Raw genomic sequence first — 12,595 nt, 5'->3', positions numbered from 1 at the left:
GACCACCCCAGGCAGCGGCATTCGTGCTCAGACGTTTAGGCGTCAGTTATAGTCCGGATAGGCTGACTAAGAGCTCCTCCACCTTCGCCGCGTCAGGAGCGCCTTGTTACGTTTATCGCCGGCATAGTAAGTCTCGCCCCTCTCGACAAGCCGATGCTGCCCTTGGCAATTCTCGAGAACAGGAAACGCCGCCCATTCCCGTGCAAGCGCTTTTCCGAAATCGGCCATGAAGGCTTTGCCGGTCATGAACTTTTCATAGCCCCGTTTTTCGAGCAGCGCATATCCAAGACGGTCCTGCAGGCTCTCCGAGAAGAGCTCGGAACCATCGAGCTTTTCTGCCATTCTGAGTTCCTTGAGCGTCGAACTCATAAATTGATAGCGGCCGCAGGCGGAAGATCCATACTGGGCGCTCCACGTCGGGCCTGCCGCCATAACCTCGTCGAGGGTCATGGCCGTAAGCGCCTTGTCGAGCTTGTTCTGATTGTTGCCATATTTTGTCCCATAGCCGGCGGGGGCCTCGACGCTGGCGATGAGATCCAATATTTTACGCCCCGGCTCGGGAATCAGAGCCGCCGCAACTGGCTTTGGTTCATTGTCTTGAAGCAGCGTGCTCCAAGTACGTGGTCCAACCACGCCGTCGCTGCGAAGACCGTGGTTCAATTGATATTGCCTGACGGCCGCTTCGGTCGCGGCACCGAATTTTCCATCAGTGCTCACACCGACCGCTCTTTGTACAATCAGGACATCATTTCCTTGAGCACCCCGCTCAAGTGTCATCTTCCCCGACGCTGCATCGGACGCAGGAACAATGGGCCTTGTCGCAAGTCCTCGCCACCCACATCCTGAAGCAGACAGGTTCGTATGAACAGGCGAGCTATGCGATTCAGGATGCTCTAGACATCATCCAGCAGCACTGCGGCCGTTTCCTGCCGCAAGACAAGGCAGCGCTCGCGGCCCGTATTTTGAACCAAGTCTGGGAGGCGGCCGCTTAGGTACTCGCGCTTCAGGCTGACGAAAAAACTGACGTCAGCCTGGCGGTTTGAATAGGTCCGAACCCTTGTCCTTCCCATCTCCGATTTGTTCAGCGCGTTGATACCTACGACAATTTTCTCACTCGTTAGCAGAGCGGCGAGCATGACCGCGTCACCTTCGACGAATTGATCCAGACGGAACTCACGGCGATGGGCGCAGACCCTGAAGGCGTGACGGCCGACGGGCCGTCGGGCATACGCTTGCGCTCCTCGACGGTACAGACACTGGCGATGGGCATCCACGAGCTCGCAACGAATGCTTCGAAATACGGGGCGCTCATGCAACCTTTAGGCCGCTTGGACATTCGATGGTCATTCGAGCCAGTCGGTGCCGATGGGAAGCCATGGCTTCGTATCGATTGGCGTGAGATGGGATTGACGATGCCGCCGATCGATGCGCCACCGCGCGGAACGGGTCAAGGACGGGAATTAATCGAGAAAGCCTTACCATATCAGCTCGGTGGCGTGACGTCCTACGCTTTCGAGCCGGACGGCGTCCACTGCACGATCTCGGTACCGGTGTCGACAAAGAAAGCGGATCGCGAAGATGTCTGAACAAACTTTCAGGGGGCGTCGCGTCCTCGTCGTTGAGGACGAGTATTTGCTTGCAGAAGAACTACGCGTCGAACTTGAAGAGGAGGGAGCAGTGGTGATCGGCCCGCCGGCAGGCTCGACGCAGTCTTCGGACTCCTCGAAAGCGTCGATCGAATTGATAGCGCAATCCTCGACGTTAATCTCGGCGGCGACGATGTCTTTCCGATAGCCGAGGCCCTGGCTGCTCGACAGGTGCCCTTTGTATTTGCGACCGGGTATGAGGCGTCGACCATTCCGGCAAAGTTCCGCTCTGTGCCGATCTGTGACAAGCCGGTCGATATGCGCAAGCTCCGAATGCTCCTGCCAAGCGGCTGAAGACCCACCACCAACAGTTTAGTCAGCTGCTGGTCGATGACAGGTACCCTCTTGTCAATGGTAGACGATTTGGAGTCGCAAATCCTCGAAACCCGTGTCTGCAGCCGACTGCGGCGGCGTTTCACGTAGCGCATGGCGCCAGTTCTGACGCCGGCTGATCAGAATGCCCGTCAGGCGACGGACTGGGCAGACCTTGTTGTGATTGCACAGCGATGAGTGGTCAATCAATCAGCCGGACGGCATGAGCGATAGGCGCGCCTTCTATAACTCACAAAACATGCCTATTATGAGCTATATAAAGGGATTCTATAACTCATGGATTGGAATTGGGCTCAAGTCGACTGGCCGAACTTCACGTATGACCGGGATGCCCTCGAGCCCCTAGGTTCACCATGAATATTTGTGAACCAACACGGTTCGTAAAGGTTCAAAAGTCGAAGTGCTCTCGCCTCAGGGAAATCGATTTCCGAGCCGACACCTCAGGCACAGCCTAGCGGGTTCGGAGGCTGCAACCAAAAATGTCAGCGTGCCAAGGCATCCCTCGGAAACCCGGCAGCCAGGCTGTCGATGAACTTGCGCACCGCCGGCGGAAGACCCCGGCGTGTCGTGAACACGAGGTGGACGAGTCCCTTCATGCCACGCCAGGCCGGCAGCACATGAACGAGCTTTCCCTCGTCGATGGCCTGGCGGCAGGTATGGTCGGGCAGGAGTGCGACCCCAAGCCCGGCAATCGCTGCGGCCCTGACGGCAGTGAAGTCCGCGCAGCCCATGCGCGGTTCGTGGCGTAGCGTATGGGTATGCCCGTCATCGGTTTCGAGAAACCAGTTGACCTCTCCCTGGTCATCAGTCGTTGAGAGCGTCGATTGATCGGCGAGCCCGGCGATGTCGCCGATCCGGCTTGCTATCTGTGGGCTTGCGACAAGAATGCGAACCGAATTTCCCAGCGAGCGCATCGTCAGTGATGCGTCGCCATCGAGCGACGTTCGCACACGCAGCGCAACATCTATGCGTTCTTCGATCAGATCCACCGGACGGTCGATCGCGACAAGCTGAAGGCGTACCCTCGGATGTTGCGCCAGAAACTGCGTGACGAGACCAGAGATCGGTTCGACGAGGCCGGTCGGACAACTCATCCGGATCAGGCCATGCGGCTCCGACTGCGCCTCTGCAACCAGGGCTTCGGCGCGCTCTGCCTCTGCCAGCATCGCCTTGCAGCGCTCGTAGAAGGACTGCCCGACATCGGTTACGCGAAAGCGCCGGCTCGAGCGCTCGATCAATCGGACACCAAGGCGTGCCTCAAGGCCCGCGATCCGCCGGCTGAGCTTCGATTTCGGCTCGCGCAGCGCCCGGCCCGCCGCGGCAAAACCGCCATGCGCCACGACTTCGGCAAAATAAACCAGATCGTTCAGGTCGGTCCGCATCATCGTTCTCCATTCAGAACGCTGGGTAACAGATTTGCTGGCTACTGGCACCAGCGTTCTACTGGCATATTCCTTCTCAACGGCAACCGGCCGCAAACAAGGAGCAAGGCAATGACCAAGAAGTTCGAGAACAAAGTCGTAATCGTAACCGGCGGCACAAGCGGCATCGGGCTGGCGACAGCAAAGGCCTTCTCTCAGGAAGGTGCATCGGTCTTCATCACGGGCCGCCGGAAGGAAGCGCTTGACGCTGCCGTCAAAGACATCGGGGGCAGGGTGACTGGCGTGCAGGCCGACATGAGCAAGCTCGTCGATATCGACCGTCTTTATGACGCAGTCCAGCAGAAACACGCTCAGATCGATATCCTCTTCGCCAATGCCGGTGGTGGCGAGATGGCGCTGCTCGGGGCGATCACTGAAGAACACTACGAGAAGACATTTGCGACGAACGTGAAGGGTACGCTCTTCACCGTCCAGAAGGCGCTGCCGCTGCTACGCGATGGTGCGTCGATCATTCTCACTTCCTCGACAACGAGCATTTCCGGCACGCCTGCCTTCAGCGTCTACTCGGCAACGAAGGCGGCCATCCGCAACTTTGCGCGCAACTGGATCCTCGACCTCAAGGACCGCCATATCCGCGTCAACGCGGTCAGCCCTGGCGTTACTGATACGGCAGGCCTCAATGAGCTGTTCGGCAATGGCGACCAAGCGGAGAACACGAAGAACTACCTTGCGAGCCTCATCCCTGCCGGTCGCATCGGCAAGCCGGAAGAGATCGCCAAGGCTGTCCTCTTCCTCGCATCCGACGATGCCTCCTTCATCAACGGCGTCGAACTGTTCGTCGATGGCGGCCAGGCTCAGATCTGACACGGTGACATGAAGGAGAGCCGTCATGGTAGATATCGCAACGTTGCTTGAACGCAATCTGCAGGGCATCTTCGGGGAGGGCGACGAGGCCCTCCGCCGGACGGTGGCCGAGGAGATTTTTCATGAAGACGCCGTATTCGTCGAGCCGCACGGAACCTACCGCGGCCGCGAAGAGATCGTCCGCATTGCCGGCGTCATCCGTGCCATGCATCCGGAGTTCAAATATACGCCGATCGCGCCGGCCGAAGTGCTTCACGAGGAGGCAGGACGGATGAGGTGGGTGTCCGGCAGCCCAGGCAAGGCGCCGTCCTACGCGGGAACGGATTTCATCGTGGCAAGGGATGGAAGAATTGCTGCCATCTATCTGTTCTTCGACGGTCAACCTGATCCCACCAGTCCGCCGATACCGGCATGATTCTGAACAAGTGGCGTGGCGCCTAGCACCCTGCCCTATTCGCGGCCTGCCCAGGAAAGCAGGTCGCGCCACCGCTTCACATATCCCACGACGATGAGGTGATGCATGCCGGACATGACAAGTCGCTCCGACAGTATTTCGGGATCGAAAGTGGCTATGGGCGTATCTTTGGCATAATGGCGAAGCGTATAGGTGAACATCTCTTCCCAGCTGCGGCGTACACCCACGGTCTCGTCAGCCAGACATGGCCGGTATCGATCGATCAGCTCTCCCAGCGTCACGTGGCCTCCTTCCTTCCATCCACGGCATCAAAGCACCTGGCCGATAGCAAACCTTTCGCACAGCGCTGTTTCGCCGGCAATTTTACTCCCCTCTCCTATTCCCAGCCTGAACAGATCACTCGACGGAAGATTGCGTGACGGGCTCAGCGCCTTTCACGGAAGGCCGGAACGCTCATCCTCAGTTATACCTTCCCCCAAAAACGGTATAATAAGGCTGGCGCATAGGTGAAACCGATCGATCTCATATATCAGACGATGCTCGCCGAACTCGGCCAGCGCTCGCTTGATGCCGCATGGATGGCCGACTTTCCCCCGAAGGACGGTTCACGTCCGTCACCGTCAAAGCTCGCAAATACAGGTATTTCGATATCGCGGACGGCAAGGGCGGTCGGACACGCCACTGTGTCGGTCCTGCCGACGACCCGGATATTGCAGAGCGTGTTGCAGCCCATAAGAGCGACAAGGACGATCTCAGAGCCCGCCGGCGCATCGTGTCGTCGCTGACACGCGAAGGCGGAATGATCGCAGCAGACACTATGACGGGAGACGTTTTCGAAGCCCTGGCCGCAGGCGGCTTCTTCCGGTTGCGCGGCGTGTTGATCGGCACGGTGGCATTCCAGACTTACAGCGGCCTGCTTGGCGTTCGCCTGCCTATGGCCGCCATCCTGACGGGCGATGCGAATATCGCCCAGGATCATGCCGTCTCTTGCGAGGTCGAGGACAGCCTTCCACCAATCCTTGATCTTCTGCAGGGCATTGACCCCTCATTCAGGGCGGTCCCACACCGTTCAGACGCCGCCGCCTCGTCTGCATTTCAGACCAGAGCGGCTACAGGGTAGAATTCCTGACATGGAACCGCGGAACAGACGACTATCTTGATCAGCCCGCAAAGATGCCGGCGCTCGGAGGCGCCAGCGCCGCTCCGCTTCGCCTCCTCGATTTCCTGATCCGTGATCCTGTCCGGACGATGCTCCTGCACAAGAGCGGTGTCCCGGTGACCGTCCCCGACCCATCGCGCTTTGCTGTCCACAAGCTGATTGTTGCAAGCCGCAGGCACACCGACGGCCAATCGGCAGTCAAACGGGCTAAGGATATCCGCCAAGCGGCACTGCTGTTCGAAGCCCTCCTGCAAACAAGGCGAGCCTCTGACCTTGCTCTTGTTTACAACGAGGCCTGGGAACGTGGTTCGTCATGGCAAAGCGCAATTCGCGCAGCCGCTGCCATGCTGGATGCGGGCGGTAGAGGCAATATCGCGACCTTTCTCACGACGGGTTCGAAGGAGATCGCCGAGAACGTTGTCCTGCCCTTCGAAGCGAGCCCTTGAGACAAGATCCCTTTGTCGAAGAAAGGCGGGCCCGGTCGGCGTCGAACGATTGCTTCGATCCCTGGTTGCCGTGGCAAATGTCGGTCGCTAGATTGCACGCGCGATCAACTGCAAACATACGAGGGTTTCATGCCGACCGGTAAAGTAAAGTTTTTCAACGCGGACAAGGGTTTTGGCTTCATCACGCCGGAAACGGGCGGTGCCGACGTGTTCGTCCACGTATCTGCCCTGGAATACGGCAATGTGTTGAAGGAAGGCCAAGACGTATCCTTCGACATCGGTCAGGATCGAAAGACCGGCAAGTCGAAGGCCGAAAACGTCAGGCCGCTCTGAGCCAAACTCTTTCGAGAGCCTGTTCCAGCGGGGCGCGGTCGATCGCGCCCCGTTTCTTCCGATACCCAAACCGCTCGCCAGTGTTTTCCGCAGTGTTTGGTGACGCCGGTGGTGATCTTCGCAGCCGACGGCGATGGCGTGGTCGTCGGAGCGATCTGAGCGCCGCCTTTGGCTTTGCCGGCAGGCTCGGACTTCGCGAGCAGTTTCGGCCCTGCGGGCCACGCTTCTTTACCCGGCTGTTCTTGACCGCGCCGCCATCCGCCTCGGCGCTTGCGGCAATTTCCTGGACGCCTGCGGCCAGTATTGCATGTCTTCCCCGAGCGGCCGGCGCTCCTGCTCCCAGATCTCGTAGACGCGCTTTCCAATACGGTCTTCGTTTGCTGCCATCGGGGGCTGGCCTTGACGCTTTCAGTTTATGTCGTTCGGAAGCTCAGCCCGATTTTCCAGGTAAAGCCTGTTTGCGGTGACGGAATGAGATCGAGAGATCATGGATATTCCAAACAATAGATTCCGCGATAGCAGGTACGTTCCGGTGAACAACGGGTTTGTCATCTGCCAAGAACAATCTTGCCGCGGCCAGCAGTACGGCCATATAAGGCGCGATGACTGATTCAAAGATTTTTGTCGGCCTGAGACCGATCCGAAACAAGCCGGCTGAACGTCGCGATCCAGGCGGTCCGACATGCCAATGGGATGGATGTGACAAACAAGGCATGCACCGCGCTCCCGTTGGAGCGGATGCTGAGGGCCTGTATCTTCTCTTCTGTCGTGGCCACGCAAAAGAGTATAGCGAAGGCTACAATTACGTGACGAAGCTCTCGAACCCTGTCACTGCCCGTTATCAGAGGGAAGCGGCAAGCGGCAGCCGGCCGACCTGGGGCGTCAGGGTCAATCACGCTTCCGCCGCACCCCTCCCTTCCTCAGTTCGCTCCGGGACCGCTAAGGCGATCAATGCAAGGAAAAACGCTGCGCGCAGCCACGCGGCTTTGCAGTCCCGAAAGCTTAAAGTTCTTGAAGCGAAAGCATTCGAAACGCTCGATCTTTCCGCGGATGCCACGCCGGAAGAAATCAGAAGTCGCTACAAGCAGAGGCTCAAGATGCACCATCCCGACGCAAACGATGGAGACCGCGCGTCAGAGGAGGCACTTCGGGCGACGATCGAGGCCTATAAAATCCTGAAGCTCAACGATTTCTGTTAGATCGGTGGGCATTGGGCGTATCGGCCGGATTCGAGCCGACCTCCAGCTATTATGAAGGCTTTTGGTCTGAACGCGCCAACAGGCTCGTCGTAGACCTGCCCGCTCAGGATCTTGGCGTCGCTCGTACACCTATGCGATTCTGATTTCTCTGAAGGCGACGCCTTCATCACGAGCATGTGGGTGGCCTCTTCCCTTCCGAGAACTCGGCGACTGCTTTCCGCGCGCGTGACGACGACGTCCGCACGCGACAAGTCGAGGCCGACATCTCGATTTTCAGCTTCGATAAGGCTGCTGGCGCAGGGCGCCCTTGTAAGATTGTTGGTTGCGGTCGGTCGAGTTTTGCGCTGGCGAGATGTCCGCAGATTGCTAGGATCGTGACGCATCCGCCGCCGACTCGGTCTCATTTCAAGTTTTGATTTCAAGGCGAGGACGAAATGAGGCTTGTTTTATTCAATTCGGCGGGTGCATTCGGAACGTGCTGGAGGAGCGCTTGATGAATTCGATTGACTTGAAAGACAGAGTGACCGTCATCACCGGCGGCGCACAGGGGATCGGTTATGCCATCGCCGAACGGGTGATCCAGTCCGGCGGGAAAGTTGCTCTCTGGGATTCAAATGGCAATCGCTCGGCCGATAGTGCCAGCACACTCGGACCGAATGCCCACGCATTCCAGGTCGACGTGACGGATTTCGATCTCGTCGGCAGGGCGGCTTCGGCGACAGAGGAGGTTTTCGGACGGATCGATTGCCTGGTGAATTCGGCAGGGATTACGGGGAAGGTCAAACCGACGATCGAATACGATGTCTTGGAGTGGCGAAGTGTCGTAGACGTCTGCCTGACGGGCACATTCAACTGCTGCCGCCATGTCGTGCCGGTCATGTTGAAACGAGATTACGGTCGGATCGTCAACATCTCATCGGTGGCCGGAAAAGAAGGCAACCCGAATATCGCGGCCTATAGTGCTGCCAAAGCAGGCGTGCTTGGCTTCACCAAGTCTTTGGGCAAAGAACTTGCGAAAACCGGAATCGCCGTCAACGCCATTACGCCCGCCACAGCGAAGACGCCGATCCTCGATGGCCTCACGCCCGAATTCATTGAATACATGCTGGTCAGGATTCCGCGAGATCGCTTCGCCGAGCTTACGGAGATCGCGGCGATGACGGTATGGCTCCTGTCGGAGGAAAACTCGTTCACGACGGCGTCCACATTCGATCTCAGTGGCGGAAGAACGACTTACTAAGTGCATCAATTGCCCCTTGCGGCACCGCATTGGCTGAAGGCGCCTTCTCCCGCTCACGTGCACGGACGGCGTGAAGCCCTTGGCCAAGCCGGTGGCCGATAACAACAACAGCGTTGAGAGAACTATCCGGCCAGTCGCTCTTAATCGTAAGAATGCTCTCTTTGCCGGACACGATGCCGGAGCAGAGAGTTGGGCGACGACCGCTTCCCGAAGCCGCCTTGCGAGGTGACTTTGCCTTCAAGATGTGGACAGCCCTGCAGGATCCTAGACGGCCCCACTGACCGCGTCGTGATTGATACCCCTTATTACCTGAAAGACACTTCGACGTTTTGACGGTCCTGCGCGATAACGCGGCAACGGGTTTCGAAGCCTTCGCCGCGGATTACCAGATCAAACTCCGGCGGTATGCCTGAGGTGTTTGAAAGGACCAGCCCTGCGCCGTCGCTTCCAAGCGACTTAACCGTGCAGTCGATTACTGAACGCCGCTCGTTGAACAGGATGGAGGCGCTTTTCAGTACCCTGCGGCGCTCTCCTCCGTTTGCACCCTTGAGATCATGCCATGAGACGCAGCGATTTCGTCCTCCGCTTTTGGCGGCATACATCGCCGCGTCCGCCTGGGCTATGAGCGTATCGGTGTCACGGCTGACAATTGAAAGGTTGGTCGATCCGATACTGGCGGTCACACTCACGCTGCCGAAGTCGCCGTTCACAAGGGACCCCGCGATAGCGTTCCGCAACTTCTCCGCAACAGCTGCGGCTGCGGCCTTGTCGACATGGGGAAGTAAAAAGGCGAATTCCTCGCCCCCTAGACGTCCAATTAGGTCTCCTGCCCGCAGGCTGCCCCTACATGCACCACTAACAGCTTTGAGAACCTCATCGCCGGCAGAATGGCCGTAAGTGTCATTTACCTTCTTAAAGTGATCCACATCCAATACAAGGCATGCGAGATCATGCTGATGCCTCAGTGCCTGCGCGATTAATTTCTCGCTTTCGGACTTGAAGGCTTTTCGTGTGAGAACGCCCGTCAGACCATCTGTCGCAGCAGATTGAAGCAGCTCAATGCGTTCCATTGCAAGTCCAGCGAGCTCCTGAAGAATAGCAAGGTCCCTCGCCCCAAATGACTTGGGCCGACGGTCAATGGCGCACACCGTTCCCAAGACAAACCCCTCGCGCGTTTGGAGCGGCATGCCAGCATAGAAACGGACATGAGCTTCGCCAGTCACCGAAGGATTGTTTGCGAACCTCGCGTCCTTTGACGCGTCCTGAATGATCATCGGCACTCCCGAGTCGACGATCAACGTGCAGAAGCTTTCTTCTCGTGGGACCTCCGAATTCGGCAAGCCGACACAGGCTTGATAACTTTGACGATGTGCGTCGATGACAGACACAATCCCGATATCGACTGAAAATATCTCTTTGATAAGCCGAACGATTCGTTCGAAGCTCGAATCCCTTGGCGCGTCCAACAAGTCAAACTGGTCCAGTGCTTCGAGCCGCGCGCGTTCGCGCTGAGCTCGCTCCGCCGTCAATTTTCCGAATGTCCGTAAAGTGTTCATGTAGCCCACCATATCAAGCAGGTGGATCATGGGAGCGATAAATTAAATTTCGATTAGACGGCTAGCTACGCATACTCTGGATAGCGCTTGCTTGAAACTTCGCCACTGGCTCGCAAGCTTTCCTCTAAGGAATACCAGCGCATCGCCCAGGAGCGCGAACAGAACGGAGATAGTCCTATGCGCATCAAAGCAATGCACACGGCTTAGAACCACTTCACCAGATAATGTTCGCTGGTGGGACGCATATCGCCTCGCCGTCGATATCGAACCGCAGGAGTTCACCCAATCCTCTAATTCGGCCTGGAGTAGCATGACGCGAGATACCTTCAGGGCGCGGCAGTCAGTTCGTCCAAGACCCCCATTTTCTTCAACGAACTCACGACGCCGGTGAGCGCAACGACTGCTACGAAGAGCGCGACAAGTACCATCGCGTAAGAAAGCTCCTCAGGCGATATTGAATCTGCCGCCAGTCGATAGAATTCAGTTGCCAACAGGGCGATCAATGTGGACGACATCGTTGAGTAATCCTTGGCAATGACGCGCTTCGCATTGAAAGCCATACCTTCCGTTGACGACGAAAACGCGCTCAGCTTAAGCCCCCATCTGGATACGTCCCGGCAATAAGCGCCATATGCCTCGCCGAACTTGTTCGCGAGGAATTCCTCTTCGGCATAAATGATGCACTGGTAGATAAGGCCGAACAGTAGGCATCCGGCAACGACGACCACCGGATTGCCGTGGAACAGAAAGAGCCCGGAGTAAATCAACATGTTCCCGACATACAGGGGGTTGCGGCAAACGCCAAACATGCCTTCCGTCACCAAATCGCTGGCATAAACCCGCTTATTGAGGCCACCGCGCTTGATATAGGCATATCCGATCACGGTTGCGCGCAGTACCAAACCAGCGATGACGACGAGCAACGCGATGATGTTTTTCCATCCTTCGAGCGCAGCACTACCGAAAAACGTTGTGGCCGGCGGGCTAGAAACAAACAGTGCGACGATTATGAGCGGGAAAGCCTGGTTTCGGTATTTGAAAAAGAAGCTGCCGATCGCGAGGGAGACTCTGTTCATGGCTTTTCGACTCACTTGACCGCGACGATGCCGCAGAAATTGTACCAGCGGAAGAAGACCTCGGTGCTCTTGAAGCCTACCTCCTTGAGCAACTGGATGTTCTCCTCGAGGCGGTAGGGAATGAGGACATTTTCCAGTGCCTCTCGCTTCTTCGAGATTTCGATCGAGGAATATCCGTTGCGCCGCTTGAAGTCATAATAGTGGTCGATGAACAGTCTGTTGAACGTCGTGTCCTCGCTGGTCAACTTCTCGATCAGCAGCAGGCATCCGTGCGCCTTGAGCCCGTTGAAGATCGTCTTCATCACTCTTTCGCGAAACAGTGGACGCACGAACTGAAGCGTCAGAAGCATTGTCACGACGCTAGCATTTTCGATCGTAAAGCCGCGGTGGAGGTCGCTTGTGACCAGATCGATTGATCGGTTTGTTCCCGATTCCTCAATCTTTTCCGCCGCCTTCTTGAGCATGTCCGGCGCGTTGTCGATTCCGACGAAATCAAGTTGATTGTCGACGACGTGGTCCAATGCCAACAGGGTGGTGGCCGTCGAGCAGCCAATATCATAGAGGGTCGAATGAGGTTGGGCGAAGTCACGGGCCAATTCGCAAACCATCCGCTGCATCTCCCCATAGAATGGGACTGAACGGCTGACCATGTCATCGAAAACGTTTGCGACGGTGGAATTGAAAGAAAAGTCCGCAACCGAATTGCGTTCGTCGGCAAAGACCTCGTCGCGCGAATTCATATGCAAGACAAGACGGCTAGACTGGTCGGTCATACCCGCTCCTAATTTATAGCAATTTCAGGTGGGAGTACTTTCCCCGAGCACACCCGGCGCTGTGCGATGTGAGCACAGGAGTCTGACAATAACCTGAAAGACGATCTGCACTCACAACAATGGCGGGGGAAACGGCTAGAAGTGATCCTGCCTACGTGAGGCCGGCTCGCAAC

At 57.3% G+C, this 12,595-nt stretch carries 14 protein-coding genes and 3 pseudogenes; 10 read left to right on the top strand and 7 right to left on the bottom strand.

Annotated features, from left to right (window positions below):
- Nucleotides 1-66: 66 nt before the first annotated feature.
- Nucleotides 67-777: a peptidoglycan-binding protein gene (locus FHX06_RS30885; protein ID WP_183882020.1), complete on the bottom strand. Its 711-nt coding sequence runs from the start codon at nt 775-777 to the stop codon at nt 67-69.
- 38 nt (nt 778-815) lie between these two features.
- Here FHX06_RS30885 and FHX06_RS30880 point away from each other — a divergent pair.
- The 3 genes and pseudogenes from FHX06_RS30880 to FHX06_RS36225 form a co-directional block, all read left to right on the top strand.
- Nucleotides 816-992: pseudogene (locus FHX06_RS30880) on the top strand (hypothetical protein); the annotation flags it as partial.
- Nucleotides 993-1,181: 189 nt separating this feature from the next.
- Nucleotides 1,182-1,586: a sensor histidine kinase gene (locus FHX06_RS30875; RefSeq protein ID WP_113211693.1), complete on the top strand. Its 405-nt coding sequence runs from the start codon at nt 1,182-1,184 to the stop codon at nt 1,584-1,586.
- A complete protein-coding gene (locus tag FHX06_RS36225; RefSeq protein WP_312866605.1) occupies nt 1,579-1,794 on the top strand; it encodes a hypothetical protein in 216 nt (71 codons plus the stop codon). The genes FHX06_RS30875 and FHX06_RS36225 overlap by 8 nt, the downstream gene beginning before the upstream one ends.
- Before the next feature lie 667 nt (nt 1,795-2,461).
- Here the strand turns inward: FHX06_RS36225 and FHX06_RS30865 are convergent.
- Entirely contained in the window at nt 2,462-3,364 is a 903-nt protein-coding gene (locus tag FHX06_RS30865) for a LysR family transcriptional regulator (protein WP_210300670.1), read from the bottom strand.
- Nucleotides 3,365-3,472: 108 nt separating this feature from the next.
- Here FHX06_RS30865 and FHX06_RS30860 point away from each other — a divergent pair, with 108 nt between their 5' ends.
- Both FHX06_RS30860 and FHX06_RS30855 read left to right on the top strand, forming a co-directional pair.
- Nucleotides 3,473-4,225, top strand: a complete 753-nt coding sequence (locus FHX06_RS30860; protein WP_183882018.1) for an SDR family NAD(P)-dependent oxidoreductase — start codon at nt 3,473-3,475, stop codon at nt 4,223-4,225.
- Nucleotides 4,226-4,250: 25 nt separating this feature from the next.
- Nucleotides 4,251-4,640 (top strand): nuclear transport factor 2 family protein, encoded by a 390-nt coding sequence (locus FHX06_RS30855; RefSeq protein WP_183882016.1) that lies wholly within the window; start codon nt 4,251-4,253, stop codon nt 4,638-4,640.
- A gap of 35 nt (nt 4,641-4,675) precedes the next feature.
- On the opposite strand, the gene FHX06_RS30850 is transcribed toward FHX06_RS30855, so the two are convergent.
- A complete protein-coding gene (locus FHX06_RS30850) occupies nt 4,676-4,921 on the bottom strand; it encodes a hypothetical protein (protein ID WP_162709975.1) in 246 nt (81 codons plus the stop codon).
- 225 nt (nt 4,922-5,146) lie between these two features.
- On the opposite strand from FHX06_RS30850, the pseudogene FHX06_RS30845 reads away from it, so the two are divergent.
- Together FHX06_RS30845 and FHX06_RS30840 are read left to right on the top strand one after the other, a co-directional pair.
- Nucleotides 5,147-6,245, top strand: a pseudogene (locus FHX06_RS30845) (GSU2403 family nucleotidyltransferase fold protein).
- Nucleotides 6,246-6,374: 129 nt separating this feature from the next.
- Nucleotides 6,375-6,578 (top strand): cold-shock protein, encoded by a 204-nt coding sequence (locus tag FHX06_RS30840; protein ID WP_112542180.1) that lies wholly within the window; start codon nt 6,375-6,377, stop codon nt 6,576-6,578.
- Between the two features lie 228 nt (nt 6,579-6,806).
- On the opposite strand, the gene FHX06_RS36335 is transcribed toward FHX06_RS30840, so the two are convergent.
- Nucleotides 6,807-6,965 carry a DUF2934 domain-containing protein gene (locus FHX06_RS36335; protein ID WP_112969726.1) on the bottom strand — a complete coding sequence of 53 codons (159 nt, stop codon included), beginning with the start codon at nt 6,963-6,965 and terminating at the stop codon, nt 6,807-6,809.
- 215 nt (nt 6,966-7,180) lie between these two features.
- Here FHX06_RS36335 and FHX06_RS30830 point away from each other — a divergent pair, with 215 nt between their 5' ends.
- The 3 genes and pseudogenes from FHX06_RS30830 to FHX06_RS30820 form a co-directional block, all read left to right on the top strand.
- Nucleotides 7,181-7,777 (top strand): J domain-containing protein, encoded by a 597-nt coding sequence (locus tag FHX06_RS30830; protein ID WP_112969725.1) that lies wholly within the window; start codon nt 7,181-7,183, stop codon nt 7,775-7,777.
- Nucleotides 7,778-8,270: 493 nt separating this feature from the next.
- Nucleotides 8,271-9,017 (top strand): SDR family NAD(P)-dependent oxidoreductase, encoded by a 747-nt coding sequence (locus FHX06_RS30825; RefSeq protein ID WP_112542178.1) that lies wholly within the window; start codon nt 8,271-8,273, stop codon nt 9,015-9,017.
- A 100-nt stretch (nt 9,018-9,117) separates the two neighbouring features.
- Nucleotides 9,118-9,225, top strand: a pseudogene (locus FHX06_RS30820) (transposase); the annotation flags it as partial.
- A 97-nt stretch (nt 9,226-9,322) separates the two neighbouring features.
- Here the strand turns inward: FHX06_RS30820 and FHX06_RS30815 are convergent.
- The 3 genes from FHX06_RS30815 to cmoA form a co-directional block, all read right to left on the bottom strand.
- A complete protein-coding gene (locus tag FHX06_RS30815; RefSeq protein WP_183882152.1) occupies nt 9,323-10,573 on the bottom strand; it encodes a sensor domain-containing diguanylate cyclase in 1,251 nt (416 codons plus the stop codon).
- 326 nt (nt 10,574-10,899) lie between these two features.
- Nucleotides 10,900-11,649, bottom strand: coding sequence for a methyltransferase family protein (locus FHX06_RS30810; protein ID WP_183851232.1), 750 nt, complete (start codon nt 11,647-11,649; stop codon nt 10,900-10,902).
- Between the two features lie 11 nt (nt 11,650-11,660).
- Complete coding sequence (gene cmoA, locus FHX06_RS30805) at nt 11,661-12,422, bottom strand: carboxy-S-adenosyl-L-methionine synthase CmoA (protein WP_113211127.1); 762 nt, start codon at nt 12,420-12,422, stop codon at nt 11,661-11,663.
- Between the last annotated feature and the right edge of the window lie 173 nt (nt 12,423-12,595).

This window comes from Rhizobium sp. BK512 (assembly GCF_014194915.1).
Lineage (GTDB): Bacteria > Pseudomonadota > Alphaproteobacteria > Rhizobiales > Rhizobiaceae > Rhizobium.
The sequence above is the reverse complement of the archived record's forward strand: the minus strand, read 5'-3'. Positions and strand labels throughout refer to the sequence as shown.